14 protein-coding genes are annotated in these 18,270 nt (G+C 61.8%); 3 read left to right on the forward strand and 11 right to left on the reverse strand.

Annotated elements, in window-relative coordinates:
* Positions 1-167: 167 nt before the first annotated feature.
* On the reverse strand, positions 168-1,055 hold the full coding sequence (locus tag HK28_RS05245; protein WP_086643565.1) for a TIGR01459 family HAD-type hydrolase: 888 nt from the start codon (positions 1,053-1,055) through the stop codon (positions 168-170).
* Positions 1,052-2,149 carry a quinone-dependent dihydroorotate dehydrogenase gene (locus HK28_RS05250; protein WP_086643648.1) on the reverse strand — a complete coding sequence of 366 codons (1,098 nt, stop codon included), beginning with the start codon at positions 2,147-2,149 and terminating at the stop codon, positions 1,052-1,054. The genes HK28_RS05245 and HK28_RS05250 overlap by 4 nt, the downstream gene beginning before the upstream one ends.
* A gap of 106 nt (positions 2,150-2,255) precedes the next feature.
* On the opposite strand from HK28_RS05250, the gene HK28_RS05255 reads away from it, so the two are divergent.
* Complete coding sequence (locus HK28_RS05255; RefSeq protein ID WP_086643566.1) at positions 2,256-5,315, forward strand: rhamnan synthesis F family protein; 3,060 nt, start codon at positions 2,256-2,258, stop codon at positions 5,313-5,315.
* Between the two features lie 18 nt (positions 5,316-5,333).
* Here HK28_RS05255 and HK28_RS05260 read toward each other — a convergent pair whose 3' ends face one another.
* The 3 genes from HK28_RS05260 to HK28_RS05270 all read right to left on the reverse strand — a co-directional run bounded on the left by HK28_RS05260 (position 5,334) and on the right by HK28_RS05270 (position 8,814).
* Entirely contained in the window at positions 5,334-6,170 is an 837-nt protein-coding gene (locus HK28_RS05260) for a dienelactone hydrolase family protein (RefSeq protein WP_198945798.1), read from the reverse strand.
* 224 nt (positions 6,171-6,394) lie between these two features.
* Positions 6,395-7,585 (reverse strand): glycosyltransferase, encoded by a 1,191-nt coding sequence (locus tag HK28_RS05265; protein WP_086643567.1) that lies wholly within the window; start codon positions 7,583-7,585, stop codon positions 6,395-6,397.
* Positions 7,582-8,814, reverse strand: a complete 1,233-nt coding sequence (locus HK28_RS05270; RefSeq protein WP_086643568.1) for a glycosyltransferase — start codon at positions 8,812-8,814, stop codon at positions 7,582-7,584. The genes HK28_RS05265 and HK28_RS05270 overlap by 4 nt, the downstream gene beginning before the upstream one ends.
* A gap of 224 nt (positions 8,815-9,038) precedes the next feature.
* Here HK28_RS05270 and argE point away from each other — a divergent pair, with 224 nt between their 5' ends.
* Both argE and HK28_RS05280 read left to right on the forward strand, forming a co-directional pair.
* Entirely contained in the window at positions 9,039-10,325 is a 1,287-nt protein-coding gene (gene argE / locus HK28_RS05275) for an acetylornithine deacetylase (protein ID WP_086643569.1), read from the forward strand.
* Complete coding sequence (locus HK28_RS05280; protein WP_198945799.1) at positions 10,322-11,332, forward strand: succinylglutamate desuccinylase/aspartoacylase family protein; 1,011 nt, start codon at positions 10,322-10,324, stop codon at positions 11,330-11,332. Before argE ends, HK28_RS05280 begins: the two co-directional genes overlap by 4 nt.
* A gap of 322 nt (positions 11,333-11,654) precedes the next feature.
* Here HK28_RS05280 and HK28_RS05285 read toward each other — a convergent pair whose 3' ends face one another.
* The 6 genes from HK28_RS05285 to HK28_RS05310 form a co-directional block, all read right to left on the reverse strand.
* Positions 11,655-12,107, reverse strand: coding sequence for a nitrate reductase associated protein (locus HK28_RS05285; protein ID WP_086643570.1), 453 nt, complete (start codon positions 12,105-12,107; stop codon positions 11,655-11,657).
* Between the two features lie 82 nt (positions 12,108-12,189).
* Positions 12,190-14,490 carry an FdhF/YdeP family oxidoreductase gene (locus tag HK28_RS05290; RefSeq protein ID WP_086643571.1) on the reverse strand — a complete coding sequence of 767 codons (2,301 nt, stop codon included), beginning with the start codon at positions 14,488-14,490 and terminating at the stop codon, positions 12,190-12,192.
* Between the two features lie 33 nt (positions 14,491-14,523).
* Positions 14,524-15,348, reverse strand: a complete 825-nt coding sequence (locus tag HK28_RS05295; protein WP_233140369.1) for a formate/nitrite transporter family protein — start codon at positions 15,346-15,348, stop codon at positions 14,524-14,526.
* A gap of 171 nt (positions 15,349-15,519) precedes the next feature.
* Positions 15,520-16,476 (reverse strand): cupin, encoded by a 957-nt coding sequence (locus HK28_RS05300; protein ID WP_233140370.1) that lies wholly within the window; start codon positions 16,474-16,476, stop codon positions 15,520-15,522.
* A gap of 124 nt (positions 16,477-16,600) precedes the next feature.
* Positions 16,601-17,512 carry a LysR family transcriptional regulator gene (locus HK28_RS05305; RefSeq protein WP_086643572.1) on the reverse strand — a complete coding sequence of 304 codons (912 nt, stop codon included), beginning with the start codon at positions 17,510-17,512 and terminating at the stop codon, positions 16,601-16,603.
* A gap of 216 nt (positions 17,513-17,728) precedes the next feature.
* Positions 17,729-18,229, reverse strand: coding sequence for a peptide deformylase (locus HK28_RS05310; RefSeq protein ID WP_086643573.1), 501 nt, complete (start codon positions 18,227-18,229; stop codon positions 17,729-17,731).
* Positions 18,230-18,270 lie beyond the last annotated feature (41 nt).

The following is an 18,270-nucleotide window of genomic DNA, read 5'->3' on the forward strand; positions in this document are numbered from 1 at the left end:
TTCCTCCTGCCTGCACGGTCCGACACAAAGGTCAGTTTATAAAAGCCGATGAGAACACGCCATACCCGGTCTGACGGTTGAGCCGCCAGTAAGCTGCGTCTCGCAGTGCTGCCCTCCGCTTTAGGCCTGCCCGAAGCAGAGACAGCACCGAAGCAAGGCTTCCTGTCTTACCATACGAGGCCCGGCACGCTGGCGACGGGAGACAGGCCTTGCGCGTCCGCCTCGGCCTGCGCCAACGTCGGATCGTCGCCAAGTTTTTCCTTATGGATCCCACCAAGAATCCAGAGTGCGTCCACGCCTGCCGCCGCCGCGCCGCGCACGTCCGTCGCCAGCGCGTCGCCCACCCCGATCACGCGGTCGCGCGGCGTATCGAGCATGGCCAGCACCGGTTCGTACACCGCAGCGAAAGGCTTGCCGATCCAGTGCACCAGACCGTTCTTCTGTTCGTAGATTTTCGCCAGAAGCCCCGCGCAGATAAGGCGCTTTCCGTCACGGATCACCTCCATGTCCGGGTTGGCGCAGATCATCGGCAGCCCGCGCGCGGCGGAAGCGTCCAGCGCTGCGACATAAGGTTCGAACTCGGTCTTTCCACGCCGTTCGTCTGGTCCGGTGTTCATGACAAAGTCGGCTTCCTCTGGCGTTTCGACCAATTCCAGACCAAGCCCCTCGAACAGCGCCAGATCGTGATCGCCGCCGATATGCAGCGTTTTCGTTCCCAGTGACGCGAGCCACGGCGCGACGGCGAGGGTCGCGGCCTGATCGCGCGAGAGAAGAAGGTGACGAGTGAACTCGCCGCTGGTCATCAGGCCGTCGTAGAGCGTGTCCACGACGCCCATGTCGCGAAGCTGAGCCTGCACGACAGGCGCCGGGCGCGGCGCATTGGAGAGCAGCACGATCCGTTTGCCCGCCGATTTCAGCGCCTGCAGACACGCAATGGCGCCGGGATAGGGGCGAACGCCGTCATGCACGCATCCCCACAAGTCCACGATGTAGCCGTCATAACGGCCGACCAGACCGGAAACGCCGGAGAGGCGTTCTATGCGGCGGGCGGTCATCGGCTTTCTCCACCGTTGTTTTTCAGATCAGCGCCCTTCAAATCTGATAGCGATTCTACGCCCAGTTCGCGCAGGATCGCCAGCGTCTCGCGCTTCAGGCGCGCCAGAAGCGCAGGGCCTTCGTAAGCGAACGCGGAATAGACCTGCACGAGGTCGGCGCCCGCGCGCACCCGTTCGACGATATCCGCGCCAGTCTCGATGCCGCCGCAACCGATAAGCCCAAGCCGCCCATTCGTCAGTTGCGCCGCTTCGCGCAGCATTTCAGTTGCTCGCGCCTTGAGCGGTCGGCCCGACAGGCCGCCGGTCTCACCCGCGTGCGGGCTACGCAGCGTCGCGGGTCGCGCCAGCGTGGTGTTGCTGATGATCAGTCCGTTCGCCCCACCCTGCGCAGCCGCCTCGACAACGGGCGCCAACTGGTCGTCCGCCAGATCGGGGGCGAGCTTGATCAGCAGAGGAGGGCGGGTCGCATGACGCGCGTTGATAGCGGCCAGCAGTTCGGCCAGGCGTTCGGAATCCTGCAGGGCGCGCAGGCCGGGCGTGTTGGGTGACGAGAGGTTGAGGACGATGTAGTCCACATACGGCTTCACGCGCGCGATCAGCTCCGGGTAGTCCAGTTCGGGTGCTGCGCCGATCTTGTTGATGCCCAGATTGGCGCCGACCGGCGCTCCGGGGCGGGTGCCCCGATCACGATACAGCCGCGCCAGTCGCACCGTGAAGCGGTCTATGCCCTGATTGTTGAAGCCCATCCGGTTGATGACAGCGCGATCCTCCGTCAGCCGGAACAGCCGCGGACGGGGGTTGCCCCGCTGCGGACGTGGCGTAACCGTTCCCGCCTCGACAAACCCGAAGCCCAGCTGCGCCAGTGGCCGGACGACGCGCGCGTCCTTGTCGAATCCCGCAGCGATGCCGATGGGGTTGGAGAACCGCATGCCGAACGCCCGTGTGGCCAACGCCGGGTCGTCCTTCGGGCGTGACGGAGGGACGCCGGCGCCCAGCAGCAGGGCGTCGATCGCCAGGCCGTGGGCGCGTTCGGGATCGAGACGCCGGAGCAGGGGAAGGGCGGGGGCGAGAAGGCGGTCGGACAGGTCTTTCATGGCGGCGGATGCTGCCCGAAGGGCGGCGAATTGAAAAGTCAGGATTGCCCCCTTCAGGGGGCGGGGCGCGACAGTCCAGGCGCTGTATGCTACCGGCGGAGAAGGCATGATTCCCGCGCGAACGGGGCGCGCCGCTGAAAGAACGGCGGAAAATGACGCCGATGGAGAAGGCGCAACGACGATGACGCAGGACGGTCGCGAACATGTTGTGGACTCGGGACTGTTCGATGCGGCGTGGTATCGGGCGCGGTTGCCGAATGCAGGCCGTGACATAGCGGATCCGCTCGACCATTTCATGACTGTCGGGGCTCGTGAGGGCCTGCCGCCGGGACCGTTGTTCGATCCGCCGCGTTACTTCGCCCGTTCCTGGCATCTTGAAGCGGGGGTGGACAATGCGCTTCTGCATTATCTTCTCGCCGGCCGAGCCGCGGGCGTGGTCGGAGAGGGCGTTTGCGATACAGCGCTTCGCGGAGGAGACGGCCCGGTAGAGCCGACGTTGCTAGCGGGGCCGCCGTCGCAACCACGCAGTCTCGCCATCGCGCTTCATGTCAGTCGGCCTGAGGTGTTTCAGGTGATCTGCCAGCGTCTGGCGACGTTGCCGTGCCACTATACGCTGCTGATCCTGACGGACAGTGTGGAACTGCGCAGCGTTTGCGAAGCCATTGTCGAGAGCGCAGGGATCTGGGAGCCTGCGATCGTTCGCCTGTCTCCTGTTCGGAGATACAATATCGCTTCAGTATTCAGCGTGTTTCATAATGCGCTGCGTCATCATGAATTCACTCTGTTCCTTCATACGGAGCTCGGGGTGGATGGTCGTCCGGTCTTTGACGAATTGCGTCAGAACCTCCTGCCTCATCCGGACGCGTTCGGGGGGCTCTTCTCGCGCCTTGCCGATGACGCCGCGCTCGGCTTGCTGCAACCGACGCCTCCGTCCGCCACGCCGTACTGGGCGTTTGGCTGGGTTGGGCAGGGGGCGCAGGCGCGCGCGGCGCTGCGGCGACTCAAACCTGACGCGTCATGCCCTGAGGGCTATTTCGACTATCCGGCGGGCGGCATGTTCTGGGCCCGGACGCGCGCTCTGGCGCCGTTTCTCGACATGGCGTGGACTGATGCTGATTTTCGTGTCGTGGCCAGAGGCGGCGTTGCTGACGCGGCGGCGCTTTTTGAGCGTGCCATCGGCGTGATTGTGCGTGGCGAAGGATTCCGTTGCGACGAATATGACGCGCAGGCTGGGCTGATCCGCGTCGGATGGGGGCGGCGTAATTTCGATCGCTATGAAGCGTTTTCATCGGCTCGATTGAAAATCGCGGTCGAGGAGGCGCGCGTCGTCTCGTTCGATATCTTCGACACGTTGCTTCAACGGATCGCGCTGACGCCTGACGCTGTGCAGCGATATGCTGGCTGGCTGGTTGAGCAGGCGTATCCGGAAATTCAGAATTTTTTCGACCGCCGAAAAAGCGCCGAGGATACGGCGCGCGCTGCGCTGGGCTGGACCGACGACGTCGGGCTTGACGAGATCTACTCCGGATTGGAGGAGGCGACCGGCTGGAGCGCTGAGAGTCTGGCTTTCGCCCGTAGCAAGGAAGAGGAGCTCGACGCCCGCCAGTTGCAACCTCGCCCCGGCATGCTCGAAGTTTTGCGTCACGCCCGTAAGCGGGGGCGTCGCGTGATTCTGGTCAGCGACACCTATCTGCGCCGGACGGAACTGGACCCAATCCTCGCCCGGACGGGCGTTCTTGCTCTGGTCGATGAAATCTATCTGTCTTCCGAGCGTTTCGCACGGAAGGACAGGGGCGATATGTGGGACCTTGTCGTTTCCGCTGAAGGCGCCGACGGATTGCTGCATGTCGGAGATAACGAACGGTCCGATCTGTTCAATGCAGCGCAACGCGGCGTGAAGACCATTCATGTTCCGTCGGCGCTTTCCTTGCTGCGCGCAAACCCTGTGGAAGCGGATATTTTCGCTGCAGCGCGCAAGGAACATGTGAGTGATGAAGGCGTCAGGATCGATCGATCGGATGAAGCGCTGGCGGCGGAGATTCTGCTTGGCCCCATCGTGGCGGCGACTTTCGGTTCTCCTTTCCCATCGGCGCAACGTGGCGGGGTCGCACGCACTTTGACGTTATCGTCGGCTTCTGAAATGGGAAAGATGCTGTTCGGTCCGTTGTTGTTGTGTTTCATGAGCAAGCTGGCGCAGCATCCGGCGACCGCGCGGGTCGAGAAAATATTCTTTCTCGCGCGCGAAGGATATTTCCTTCTGAAACTCTATCAGGAAGTGCGCGCGCGCTGGCTTCCCGGCTTGCCGGAGGGCGTTTATTTTTGCTGTTCGCGACGGGTCGCCAACAGCGCGTCCCTGAGCCGCAACGGCGATCCGCTCGGTCTTGTGAAGATCGGTGAAGGATTTCGCGGCACGATGGCCGGGATGCTCGACGCTCGTCTGGGGTATACGGTTAGTCCCGATAGCCCTCTGCGCGCCATGCGGATCGTGACGCCAGAAGAATTCGACAAGGCGCGCTCGATCATCACTTTGCTGCGTAGCGACATTCTCGCGCAGACACGGAAAAACGCTGCTCGATTACATGTATATTGCGAGTCTTTAGGTATTCGTACGGATGGTTCTGCGCTGTACGGAATGGTCGACGTCGGATACAGCGCCACTATTCAACGACGCGTGCAAGAGACGACCGGTGCGCGTTTCGCGGGGTTGTACATGGCGACCGGGCAATTGGCGGCCAGCGTCGAGGAAACGGGAGGCCTCGCATTCGGCCTGCTCGCTGAAGGGGCGGCCGGGGACAGGTTCCAGCGCGTGTGCGGCTTGATGATCGAGGCGTTTTTAACGGCGCCGCACGGCCAGACAATGGGCTATGACGATTCCATCCCGCCGCGACCGGTTTTTGGCGCTGAGGGCGTGTCTCAGAAAAACTTTTCTGTTTTGGAGGAAATTTTTTCAGGTGCTCTCGATTACTGCCGGACCGTTGTCGAAGCTTACGGGGCGGAAGTATTCGGGGCGCTGGCGCAGGGAGAGCGCGCAGCGACGACTATGCTTGGCGCGTTGGCCTCGGGGCGTCTCGTAATCGCGCCGGAACTGACGGAGGCCCTCGCAGTTGACGACCAGTTCTGTGGGCGCGGGGAAATACATATTTTCAAGCATATGACGGGCGCCTGATTGCGGGCCGCGGCGCTTTTATTTTGCGCTGGAGAAACCGTCTTCCAGCCATTGGCTCATAAGCGAATAGGACTGGGCTGCGGCGTGCGCGTCGTAACGGCAAAGACCGGCGGAGGCGGTGGCCTCCGTTTCGGTAAAGCAGTGGACGGCGTGGCCGATAACCGTGAATTCCCACGGCGCCGAGCTCCGACGCATCTCCTGCATAAAGGCGCCGAAATCTGGCGACGTTGTCGCGTCGTCCGCTCCATTCATCACGAGCACGCGCGCGCGGATTTGTTTCGCCAAATCCGGGTCGTCTGTCGTCAGGTTGCCATGGAAAGACACGACGGACGATATATCGGCGCCGCTGCGGGCGAGATCCAGGACGGCGGCGCCGCCGAAGCAGAAGCCGATCGCGGCCATCCGGGTCAGATCTATCGGCGCGCTGTCGGCGTAACTGCGTAGTTGCTCCAGCGCGAAGTTGGCGCGTCGCCGCATCACGCCACGGTTCGACAGGAGCGGCTTCGTCGCCGCGCGCGCCTCGTCAGAGTTGCGGGGACGGATGGTCTCCCCGTACATATCGGTCAGAAGAATGACGTAACGCTTGCCTGCGATATCTTCCGCCTTACGGATCGCTGCGTCGTTGACGCCGAACCACGCCGGAACCATGAGCACGCCCGGCCTTTTTGCTGTGATCGCGTCGTCATAGACAAGCACGCTTCTGAAGCGGGCGTTTTCAAAAGTCCATGTGACGGATTTTGCGACCATACGAGCATCAGCGGCGCCGCTCCACCATGGTGCGGTCAACATGCAGAGAGCCGCAAGACTCTTTAGAAGAACGCACGCTGTCCGGCAGGAACGCAAAGAATCGAGCATCTACGGCCTCCATCCAATGCAACGCTGTTGGTCAGACCATGCCGTATTGCCAGTGTTGCGTTTGTCGAGCCAATGGTCGCCTTCAGATGGCGAGACGTCAACGCGCTACGTCGCGGAGTAGAGATGGCGATAACGAGAAATGGAGGGCGCTCGCCAAGGTGAGCATATAAAAAATCGCACTGAACACGTGAGAGAGGAACGAAACAAGGAATGTCTTCTCCGTTCTATATGTTGACGCCAATCTTCCCTTGGCTTTGCGTTGTAATCTCACGACGAGACGCCGCTGAAGCGGCGGCGCCGGAAACTATTGATCCGGATACGGGCAGGCCGTGGGCCGCCAGATCGACCAGAAGCTGTTCCGCCATAACGCGCCAGGCCGTGTCATTCTCTGTGGAGGGTGGAACCAAAGGCGTCGGCTGAGCCTCGATCATGCGGATCAGCGCCGCGCGGAGCGACGACGCGTTCGGGTCGCAGAGCGCGGCCTGTGGCTGGTTACGAAACTGCTCTGTCAGCCCGCCTACATTCGTTGCGACGATCCATCGTCCGGCGGCGAGGCCGATTGCGCCTACGCCACTTTGGCTGGCCTCGGTGTAAGGCAAGACAATCACGTCGGCCCATTCGACCAGTGATCCGATTTCTTCTTCCGGAACCCAACGGTTTTCAACCGTAACCTTCGGTACCGAGGAGAGCGTCCGCAACGGTTCAGAGTCCGGCCCTTTGCCAACGATGCGACATTCAAATGAAAGTTCGGGCGGAAAATCGGTCAGCGCCTCGGCGAGCATCCCGAATCCCTTGTATGGGAGCAGGCGCCCAAACATCAGTAGCCGCAAAGGTCCAGGTTCGCGGAGGCGTGCTGAGTCTGGCGGAGGCACGTCATAGTTGAACGGGGGGTGCGACGCGACGATGATATCTTTCATTCTGGTCGTCGGCTGCTCTCGCAATTGCGCGGCGACATGCCTGGTCAGTGCGACGATGACGTCCGCCCGACGCAGGAGCGCGCGTTGCAATGTCATTTGCAGTGGAAATCCGTCTCCCGGATGCGTCACCGCGTCATGCACGATCACGGCGAACGGCACGCGCAGGCGCTGCAGGATGAGCGCCATCAGCAGATCCAGTGGCCCGACCATTGCACAGATCGCGAAATCCGGTCGCCATGAGGACAACCGCCGCCGCAGTCCCAGAAGCATGACTGGAGCGGTCAGGAGCCGTCGGGCCAACCCCCAGACGCTGTCATATGTGTCGACGGGACAGAGGGGCAACGTCTGTGTGGCCGGCGCAGATAGAATCTCCGCGCGACGTGAGGGAGAAAAAAGAACTTCCTGCTTCGGCAGGCTATGAAGCGATCGGGCGAGGTCGAGTGCGAAACGAGGCCCGCCGCCTCTTCGGCCCCATTGCCAGATGAGCACGCGGCTCATGGCGCATGGCCCGGCGGCGCGGCAAGGCGACGCGTCACGTCGAGGAGCGCCGCGCCAGAGAAGCGTTCACGCGCTGCGATCTCGGCGTTCACTCCCAACCGCGTTCGTAGCGCCGCGTCGTCAGCAGCGCGCCGCAATGCGCTGACGGCCGAGTGGAGGTCAGCTTCGGCCCATTGCGCCCCTGGCGCCTCAAACACACCTCGCGGGTCGCGCGCGGGGACCAGTCTGAAGGCGACGGGCAGGCCGCAATCCGTGTCGATGAATTCAGCGGTGGCGGACCAGTCCGTGGCGATGACGGTGCGCCCGAGCAGCATGGCCTCTGCGGGGACGAGGCCGAAACCCTCGCTGCGGTGCAGGGAGAGAACGATATCGACGCAACGTGTCAGGGCGTAGGAGTCCGCGATCGGAAGCAGTCGTTCTTCGAAGCGGATGTTCTGCGCGCCGCCAGTAGCCTCGCGCAGCACACGCATATCGGTGGCGTAGTGATCGGCGTGCGAGATCTTGAGCACTAGGATCCTGTCCCGGCGGTCTCCGAAAGCCGCGCGAAACGCCCGGATCGCCGCCAGCGGATTTTTTCGTTCAAAACTGGAGGCTAGGCTGAACGATACGAGCACGACGACGGCGTCTTCCGGCAGGCCGAACGCGGCGCGGTCGAGGTAAGCTGGAAGGATGGGCGCCGCGGCCAGTGCATGGGGCACGACGCGCACGCGCCCCGGCGCCAGTGGTTCGATGGCTCTCGCGCTGAACGCAGAAGGCGCCCACACTTCATGCACGCATCCAGCCCCGGCGCTCCAGAGCGGGGGCAAGGTCGGCAACTCCCAGGCCCAGTAACCGACTATGCGCCGCCCGCGCAGGAAGCGCCGTCCGAGGCGGAGCAGAACGGCAGGCAGATGCGGGGAGTTCACATGCAAGACCAGGGCTGGTCGTGGAGCCTGACCTGAATGACCGCCCTTGGACTGGGCTCGGTCCGTTCCTTCCATGAGCCCGGCGCGCAACGGCGCAACCGGCACACTGAACGTTTCCAGAGCCCGCAGCATAATGCGCGCGCCCTCGCCCAGCCCGGAGTCCCGGTTGAGTTCGCCGCCGACGATCACAGAGCCGTCCGATATTGGCGGCGGTAACGTGACCTTGGGGGCCAGCGCGGCGGTCAGCGCGGCGAAGCCGCGGCGTCTCTGTTCGACCGGGAGACGGCGCCAGACGCTGTGCAACGGATGAAACGCCTTGCTCACCTTCAGTCCCGGAATAAAGATTTGTCATAAAAAAAGGGCACGGTCCGATCCTAACCCCGACCCGAGTGTGCGCGAAAGAGCGAGTGCGGTCGAAAGGTGGTCCGAAATGTCGGAGTGGCGGATTAGCCAAGGGGAATAGGGACGCCGCAATAACGTGCAAAGTTTCGCTCAGATTGCTTTCGCGGGATTGCGAGGACCACGTCGGAGGGTCAATACTCGGCGGCATGACAGACATTGCGTACCCTGACAGCCCGTCGCATGGCGACGCGACGAGCCTTTCCGTCCAATCCGGCGTAGCGCAATCGCACGGACATACTGCAGCCGCGGCGCCCGCGCCGGGCTCCACGGACAGTGTGGCGATGCTGGCCCATATTGTGTCTTACGACACGACCAGCGACCGGTCGGATCTGCCGCTGATCGACTGGATTTCCGGCTGGATGGACGCCCATGGCGTCAGCTGGTCACTGAGTCACGATCCGTCGGGCGAGAAAGCCAACCTGCACGCCATTATAGGACCGAGAGAGGCCGGAGGACTGGCGTTCGCCGGGCATGTGGACACCGTTCCGGTCACGGGTCAGGAATGGACGGGCGACCCGTTCGTGCTGCGCGAACAGGGCGGTAAACTGATTGGTCGTGGCGCAGCCGACATGAAAGGCTACGTCGCGTGCATGCTCGCAGCCGTGCCCGATCTTGTGCGCATAAAGCTTGAACGTCCGGTGCATCTGCTCTTCACCTTCGATGAGGAAATCAGTTGCGACGGCGCGCGCGTCGCCATGCAGGACGCGCTCGAAAACAACCTTCTCCCGTCAGTATGCGTCGTCGGCGAGCCGACCCTGATGACGCCGGTCATCGCGCACAAGGGGCGTCTTGCGGCCCGTCTCGTCGCACGCGGCAAGCCAGGCCACTCCTCCCGTCCGGCGGAAGGCGTCAATGCGCTGCACGCATTGGGAGAGGCGATGGCGTGGGTCGCGGCCGAGGCGCGGCGCCTCGCGTTGGAAGGTCGAAAGGTCGAAGGCTTTGAGCCGCCCAACAGCACCATCCAGATCGGTTTTGCGCAGGGCGGAACGGCGATCAACATCATCCCCGAACGCGCTGAGGCGCTTCTGGAGTGGCGCAACGTTCCGGGCGACGACTCGCACGCCATGATGGCGCGGATGGAGCAAGAGCTTGAGGCGACGACGGGGCGATGGATGCGCGAAGCCGATCCGGAGTGCGGCCTGACGTTCGAGGTGTTGAACGAACTGCCGCCGCTGGCGCTTGCCGCGGACAATCCGCTGACTACAGCGGTCAAGCTCGCCACAGGTGCAAACGCTGAAGAGTTCGTCTCCTACGGCACTGAAGGCGGCATCTACCAGCAGGCGGGAATGACCAGCATCGTTTGCGGTCCGGGCAGCATCGAGCAGGCGCATCGTCCGGACGAGTGGATCGCGCGGACGCAGCTTGAACGTTGCGACGCCTTCATCCGCGATATGGCGCAGCGCGTCTGCGCGCGATCGACCGGGGCGGCATGACGTCCGCGGGCCGCGAACCGCAACCCGTTCGCGCGCCCGCGCCGCGCCTGTCGGAGACTCTTCCCCCGACGCCGCCGCGCCTGCCCACATTCACGCTGGAAATTCCCCCCCCGGACCTGTCGCCCTGGGTTGCTGGCAATACGGGCGTTCCCGGCCTGCATCAGTTCGATTCCGGACGGCCGGGGCCGCACGTCGCGGTCAGCGCGCTGATGCATGGCAACGAATACGCCGGCGCCATCGTGCTGGCGGACCTGCTGCGAGAGGGGGTGACGCCTCGGCGGGGCAAACTGTCGCTCGTCTTCCTTAATCTGGCTGCGTTCGCTCGGTTCGATTCTGAACGTCCGATCGCCTCGCGCTTCGTCGATGAGGACATGAATCGCCTCTGGCGCCGTGACACCCTTGATCAGCCAGCAGCGTCCAGCGAACGTGACCGTGTTCGCAGCCTGATCGGATTTTTCGATACGGTCGATGTGCTGCTCGACCTGCACTCAATGTTGTGGCCGTCAGATCCCCTTGTGCTGTCCGGGCCGAGCGAAGCCGGATGCGCGCTTGCCCGCGAGATCGGGACACCGCCCCTGATTGTCAGCGACAGCGGGCACGCGGGCGGGCCTCGCTTGATTGACTACGAACGTTTCGTCACCCCCGCCACGGGCGCGCGGGCCTGTCTGCTTGAGGCTGGGCAACACTGGGCCGAAGCGACTCTTGCCCTGACGCGCAAGGCGGTCTCACGTTTTCTTGGAGCCTGCGACGTCCTCGGTTCCGTTGAGGCGACCGGGACGTATCCTCGTGTGGCGGAGGTTACGGAATGCGTCACCGCCAGAACGACGTCGTTGACGTTTCTGCGTAATTTCCGGGGCGGCGAGATCATTCCCCGTCAGGGTACGGTGATCGCCCTGGACGGCCCGGAAGAAATCCGGACGCCTTATGACGATTGCATGTTGATCATGCCGAATCACCGTGCTGCGCGCGGCCATACCGCGGTACGACTGGCGCGGGTAGTCGCATAGTTTGCCCGATTGCCGTCGATTGAGGAGATGCAATTGGCGGCAGTTTCGGAACGTCTCCGCGGGGTCGCTGGTCCCCTGTTGCTTTGCCGTGTCGCTGATCAACGACCTGTCTGACCGGGCGCTGTTCGCGGATAAGACTGAAGAAATTCTTTTTTACGATGGCTGTTCGTCGAAGGCCCGGCGTCACGGAATTGGGGCGGTACCACTGAAGGAGTTTTAGAAAATATTTTTTATATTTTGAGGTTTTGTCAGAAGGATATTTTCGCGCTAAACCTCAAATGCCCCAAGAGAAATGCGGAGCGTGGCAGTTACGGCGTCTCGTTCATGGCAGAACGCCAAATTCCCGCATCGCTGGAACGAAGTTTTCGTTTTCATGTTTGGAATTGGCCAGTTTTATAAGGGCGAAACGCTGAAGCGGCGCCAGCGCCGCCCATTGCGCCGACGTTGGTGGAGAGACGTCGTCAGTTTCTGCTTGGCGTATGACCGCCTCGGGCATCCGGTCTGGCGCGATCCATCCGTCGAATGATTCGGGGGGGAGAAGTTTTGCCGGCTCGTCCGTTTTCGCGGCGATGAGGGCGAGCACAACCTCACGATAGTGCGCCAGTTCCTCTATGGATTCGGCGGGCAGCGTCGTCAGGTCCTCGCGGTCTTCGCGAGAAAAACGGCTCCATTGTCGCAATGACAGCTTCACGCCGCAGAGATCGAGCTTCTGTCGGGCGACCATTGGAATGCACCGGAGGGATCCGGCGAAGTCGCTCTCGAAATTAAAAATCATATTTATGACTCGGTTCTTTCCTCTGACGTCCCGAATCGAAAACCTCGATGTCGGGACGTCAGACCGCGCGTCTTGGCGGAGATCAGGCCGCCGCTGCTTCTTGCGTGGCCCCGACCATGGCGACAATACGCACAGGAATGGACTTCGCCGCGGGTGTTCCGCTGATATCGTCGAAATGACTCAGCGGCAGAAGAGGGTTCAATTCCGGGTAATACCCTGCGACCGCGCCCCGCGGCATCGGATAATCCAGCACTGTCAGGCCCTCAACCCGCCGCATCACGCCGTCGCTGGAAATGGTTTCGAGCGCCACGCGTGCGTGTTTCTCCAGTCCGCGCTCCTCACGCTCTGCGGTGCTGAGAAACAGCACCATGCGGTCGTTGTAGACGCCGCGATACCGGTCGCTATTGCTGTAGATCGTCGTGTTGTATTGGTCGTGTGAGCGAATGGTGGAAAGACGCAACATGTCAGGATCCGCTACGTCGCTGTCCACGGCAAGGCCGGGGATTGTCAGGAAGTTCGCCTTGCCTGTAGACGTCTTCCACACGCGACGGCGAGGCGGGATGTCGAGGTGGAAACCTTTGGGATCTTTGATTTTGTTTGGAAAATCTTCGTATATTTCTGGATAAACCTGCGCGATCTTTTCCCGGATCAGGTCGTAGTTCTCTATGTAGCTTTCCCACGGAATGTGGCTGTCAGGCAGCGTCGCGCGGGCGATGCGGCAGACAATCTCGACTTCCGCCCGCAGATCCGGGCTCGCGGGCTCAAGCACGCCGCGCGAGGACGTCACGTTCGACATCGCGTCCTCGATCGTGACGAATTGCTCGCCCGCTGACGTGCGGTCGATTTCCGATCTGGCGATCACCGGGAGGATCAGCGCGTCCTTGCCATGGACGATATGTCCACGGTTCAGCTTGGTGGCTATGCCAACGGTGAGCTCAAGACGGCTCATCGCCTCGTAAGCGATGACGGTGTCGGGAATGGCGTGGATGAAATTACCGCCCATACCGATGAAAACCTTGGAGCGGCCATCGATCATCGCTTCCACGGATTCCACGACGTGATGTCCGTGCTCGCGTGGCGGCTCAAAGTCGAACGTGTCGCGCACGCGGTCGAGGTAGGCTTGAGTCGGCTTTTCGTCGATGCCGACCGTCCGGTCTCCCTGCACATTCGAATGACCGCGAATGGGCGCGATGCCGGCGCCGGGCTTCCCGAAATTCCCCCGCAACATCAGCAAAGCCGCGAGTTGCTGGATCATCCGCGAACCCTGCTGGTGCTGCGTGATGCCCATGCCGAAACACAGAACTGTCGCCTTGGAGCGCGCGTAGATCTCCGCGACGCGACGAATCTGCTCCTCGGAAATCCCGGAAATGCGGGTGATGTCCTGCCAGGTGCAGGAAAGAACCTCGTCGCGCCACGCTTCGAAACCATGGGTGTGCTCAGCGATGAATTCCTGGTCGAGCACCTTCTCGCCGGAGGCTTCCCGCTCCAAAAGGACCTTGATCATGCCTTTCACAAGGGCGAGGTCGCCGCCGATGCGGATATGCACGAATTCGCTGGCGATGGCAGTCGAGCCAAACGTCGCCATCTTCACCGGATCCTGAGGTTCGGTGAAGCGGATCAGCGCGCGCTCCGGCATAGGATTCACGACAACGATCGGCACGTTGTGTTTGCGCGCATGGACGAGGTTGCTCATCATGCGCGGTGAGTTCGTGCCGGTGTTCTGTCCGAAGATGAAGATCGCCTCGGCCTTGTCGAAGTCCGACATCACGATCGTGCCTTTGCCGATGCCGATCGCATGCGGTAGGCCGCGCGACGTGGGCTCGTGGCACATGTTGGAGCAGTCAGGGAAATTGTTCGTGCCGTATGCGCGAACGAAGATCGAGTACAGGAACGCGGCCTCGTTCGAAGTGCGGCCAGACGTGTAGAACTCGGCCTCGTTCGGATCCTTCAGGGCGCGCAGATGCCTGCCGATCATCGCGTAGGCGTCATCCCACGTGACGGGCACATAGCGATCCGTCGCGGCGTCGTAGCGCATGGGCTCGGTCAGGCGCCCCTGCTCCTCCAGCCAGTAATCGCTCTGCGCCATGAGTTCTGTGACGGTATGCTGTTCGAAGAAGGCGCGCGTCACGCGCTTCTTCGTGGCTTCCACGGCCAGCGCTTTCGCGCCGTTTTCGCAGAATTCCAGCGTCTTTTCGCGGTCCGGGTCAGGGAAGGCGCAACTGGGGCATTTGAAGCCGCCGGGCTTGTTCATGGAGAGAAGCGCGCGCGACCCCTTGCCGATGACGCTCTGCTCCAGCAGCGCCTTGGCGGTCGCTTTTGCAGCGCCCCAGCCGCCAGCCGGGTGGTCATAGGTTTCGTAGCGGGGTTTGGCGGTTTCGCTCATGACAAAAGCCCTCTTTGTCCTTCTAACGCAGCCCTAGATCGGGCGGGACGCCGGATCCTGATTGGAGATGGGCATGGTCCTGTAGGTCGCGTAAAGCGCTCCCCCTGTAAAGACGATGCCGCCGACAAGGTTGCCGAGCGTGACCGGAATCTCATTCCACAGCCACCAATCTGCAAAGCTGACATTCGCCCCCAGCATCATGCCTGCGGGGATCGCAAACATGTTCACGACACTGTGCTCGTAGCCTTGGGCAACAAATATCATGATCGGGAGCCACGCGCCGATGATCTTGCCGATCGTCGAGGTCGAGGCGAGGCCGACAACCGAGCCCAAGCTTACCATCCAGTTGCAAAGTATTGCTTTTGCGAAGACGGTCGCCAGCCCGGCCGCCCCGAACGCTTCATAAGCGGTCGTCTTGGATACGGCGAGCGCGCGCAGCTTTTCGCCGAGCGGCCCCCCGGAGACATTCCCGCAATCGGTGATCGCGATCCAGAACAGCGCAGCGTAAATCAGACTGCCGAGCAGATTGCCGAGAAACACCAGCGCCCAGTTGCGAAAAACGGCGCCGACGCCGATGCGTCCGGCGAATGCGGCCAGAGGCATCATGCCGAAATTACCGGTAAGCAATTCCATGCCCAACAGGACGATGAGCACAAACCCGGCGGGAAAGAGCACGGCTCCTACGATGAATTGGCCGGTTTGCGCCGCCACGAGAAAGGCCAGAGTCGTGGCGAACGAAAGATACGCCCCCGCCAGCATGGCCCGGATCAGCACGTCTTTGGCGGGAAGAGCGGCCTTCAGGGAGGCAGCTTCGATCATGTTGTCGAGAATGACGGAGGGTTTGACGTAGTCGGCCACCTGGTGCGCGCCTTTATTTTGTTCGTTGTGCGTCAAAGTTTGACACACGGTAGCCTCTGCGCGCCATGACCGACATTATACCTGAGTATCATGCCGGTCGGACCGCAGTATCAGAAAGGCAGGCTCGGGGCCGAGTTCAGGAAGTTCAGAGCGGTTTTGCGCCCTGATGGATCACGTGAATCTGATGTCGAGAGTACGCAGGTAAGTCTGCAGACCCGCGTCCTGAATGGGGATCAGGCGGGCGTCCCTGTCAGACTCGTTGAAATGGGCATGCCAGTATCCAGGCGGCGTTACAAAGGCGCAGCCGGATTCCCAGTCGACGCGGGTGGGATCGACCATATTGCCGTCCTGATCGATTTCTTTCGACAGCAGGGAGTAGCATCCCTTGTCGCAGTCGACGATAAAGTCGAGTGCGATGGACTGGTGGCGATGCGGCTTCTGCTGAGTATGCGCGCCAATCATTCCATACATGGCCCAGAGCACATGCGTCACCGTGCGGGTGTGAGGGAAATTGGCGTTGCCCAGCAGAATGCTGACCCGACTTTTTTCACCGGCGTTCGGCTGAGACGCGACCGTCCGTAATTCGGCGTTCGCTTTTTCCGCCCGATAAAGCGTCGGCTCGAACCGGGCGACGGTGGGCTCCACGCCAAGGTAGCGCAGCAAGGGGGCGTCATTGACATAGTAAAGCGCAGCGTCGCCTGTCGCGCTCAGTTCGATCGCGCTGACGCCGGGGGCAGTAAAGAAATCTCCCTCGCCCCATTCGAACGTCGCGCCGTGGGTTTTGACCGATCCAGCTCCTCGGATGACGTAGAACACTGTCGACGTCGATTCAGGCTGCAGTGCGAGAGAGTCCCCTGCGGCGACGCGAACGAAATTTGCGCAAAGTCCGGGGCCTGTCGCTGGAGCCTCACATTTCAACGCCTCGCTCATGTCCAGCGGGACAACGCGTGACGGCCCCTCCGCATAAAGAGCGGGCGAAAAGAAATGGAATGGAATTCGGGGCGTCAAGCTCGGGCGGATGGGGTTGGCCGCGGTGCTGTACTCAAAGTATTCGGCGTCACGTGTAATGGCGGGGCCATGTTCGTCACGAAGTGTCACCGGGCTCGGCTGGGGGGAATATTTGTCCATGGCGGCTCTCCTTTTTGAAGTTTTTAAGCGCTTCCGGCAGGATGTTGAGCCGCGACCGTGTTGAGATCGATAACCCGCGCCGCATATGAGTTTTGTCGTAAGGGGATGCAAACTGCGTGAAACCTCACCACTCGTTTGCGGCGCGGTAGCGGTTTTCGAAAAAGGAGATGAAGGCTCTTACTTTTGAGGGGACAATTTTTTTTGGGGGGTAGACGATCCAGATTCCCTCATCGGCCTCGCTTCCAGGAGAGAACTCACAGTCGGGCAAGACATTTTCCAGTAAACCTGATTGCAGATCGTCGTTGACGAGCCAACGGGGCAGGACAGCGTAACCCGACGCGCCGATAGCGGCGGCCCTGAGGCACTCCAGATCGTCAGATCTCAAGGGTCCTGAGACCTTTATTTTTTCCCAACCGTCTGCTCCTCTGAAAGCCCATGTCGCGCCGGATTGCAGGCCGAGCGGCAGGCAGGGGCGATGAGTAAGCGCCTGCGGCGTCTCTGGCCGACCGTTGGGGTCCCTGAAGGATGGGCTGACGCAACAACAATAATGGTTTGGCGCTATTTTTCTGGCGACGAGCTGTGAATCCGCCAACGCGCCGATCTTCAACGCAACGTCCACGCCGCCTTCGATGATGTCGCGTTCGGCGTCGGCCAGAATCGCCTCCACTCGTATCATCGGGTGGTGCGCCAGAAATTCTCCCAGAACGCCCATGACATGTTTTCGTGCGAACGCGCCCGGAAGCTGGATGCGAAGCAACCCCTGCGGCATGGCGTTGAGAGTGGGGACCAATGAGCGAATCTGTTCGATGTCGCCCAGTAGTGCGAGCGCCTTTTCATGAAAGACGCGGCCCATTTCGGTCAGATGCAGATGGCGCGTCGATCGGTTGAAGAGGGCCGCACCCAAATCCTCTTCCAGAAAGGTAATGTAGCGGGAGACGGTGGAAACCTTAATTCCGGCTTCCTCTGCGGCGCGGGTGAACGTGCCCAGTTCGGCGGACCGGACGAACACTTTCATGGCGGCCAGATAGTCCATCATCGCTCCGCTGACGTTTCACAAGAGTGCCGCTGCAGTGTTTTCGGCGCTTGTGGCGCCGGCGTGTCGGCCCTTCGCCAGCAGGTTACACTGCGTGCCTGCCGCACAAATTGAATTGCGCGTGTGGCCTCACGTTATGGACGGCGGCGGGGTCCTACAGTCAAAGACCCGCGAGCTGCTCCGCTTCGTGCGCCTCGGTCACACCTTTCCGAGACACGTTTAGCGACCGCGCTGTATTTTCTCGTAACGCGCGACCAGCCTGTTGCGTCGCAGGGCCGACAGGTGCTGTATCCAGAAAATACCGTCCAGCTGGTCGATCTCATGCTGGTGACAGACCGCCCGCAGGCCATCGGCCTCCTCGGCGCGTTCATGTCCGTCAATGTCGCGGTAACGCACGCGCACGCGGGCTGCGCGTTCGACGCGTTCGTTGACGCCCGGCATGGAGATGCTGCCTTCCTCGTGAAGGATCGTTTCTTCAGAACGCCAGACAATCTCCGGATTGACGTAGGTGTGGGGCGCGTCTGAACCGGGCAGGTCGAGCGTTACGACGCGCATGGAAACGCCGATATGGGGCGCCGTTATGCCGATTCCCGGAGCCGCGCGCACGGTGTCGAGCAGATCGACCGCAAGAGTGCGAAGGGACGCGTCAAATGCGGTCACCGGCGCCGCGATCAGACGAAGGCGCTGATCCGGGTAATGGACGAGGAGCTGAACCGTCATGGGCGTCGGTTTTCGCCGTTTTGGGCGATCCACGCGCGCAT

The sequence above is a fragment of the Acetobacter sp. DsW_063 genome (assembly GCF_002153745.1).
Classification (GTDB): Bacteria; Pseudomonadota; Alphaproteobacteria; order Acetobacterales; family Acetobacteraceae; genus Acetobacter.

Coding starts and splice junctions, on each gene's coding strand:
- HK28_RS05285 (WP_086643570.1), bottom strand. CDS start 12,107: ATGATTTTTAATTTCGAGAGCGACTTCGCCGGATCCCTCCGGTGCATT.
- HK28_RS05310 (WP_086643573.1), bottom strand. CDS start 18,229: ATGACGGTTCAGCTCCTCGTCCATTACCCGGATCAGCGCCTTCGTCTG.
- HK28_RS05260 (WP_198945798.1), bottom strand. CDS start 6,170: ATGCTCGATTCTTTGCGTTCCTGCCGGACAGCGTGCGTTCTTCTAAAG.
- HK28_RS05255 (WP_086643566.1), top strand. CDS start 2,256: ATGATTCCCGCGCGAACGGGGCGCGCCGCTGAAAGAACGGCGGAAAAT.
- HK28_RS05300 (WP_233140370.1), bottom strand. CDS start 16,476: ATGGACAAATATTCCCCCCAGCCGAGCCCGGTGACACTTCGTGACGAA.
- HK28_RS05290 (WP_086643571.1), bottom strand. CDS start 14,490: ATGAGCGAAACCGCCAAACCCCGCTACGAAACCTATGACCACCCGGCT.
- HK28_RS05265 (WP_086643567.1), bottom strand. CDS start 7,585: ATGAGCCGCGTGCTCATCTGGCAATGGGGCCGAAGAGGCGGCGGGCCT.
- HK28_RS05250 (WP_086643648.1), bottom strand. CDS start 2,149: ATGAAAGACCTGTCCGACCGCCTTCTCGCCCCCGCCCTTCCCCTGCTC.
- argE (WP_086643569.1), top strand. CDS start 9,039: ATGACAGACATTGCGTACCCTGACAGCCCGTCGCATGGCGACGCGACG.
- HK28_RS05280 (WP_198945799.1), top strand. CDS start 10,322: ATGACGTCCGCGGGCCGCGAACCGCAACCCGTTCGCGCGCCCGCGCCG.
- HK28_RS05245 (WP_086643565.1), bottom strand. CDS start 1,055: ATGACCGCCCGCCGCATAGAACGCCTCTCCGGCGTTTCCGGTCTGGTC.
- HK28_RS05305 (WP_086643572.1), bottom strand. CDS start 17,512: ATGATGGACTATCTGGCCGCCATGAAAGTGTTCGTCCGGTCCGCCGAA.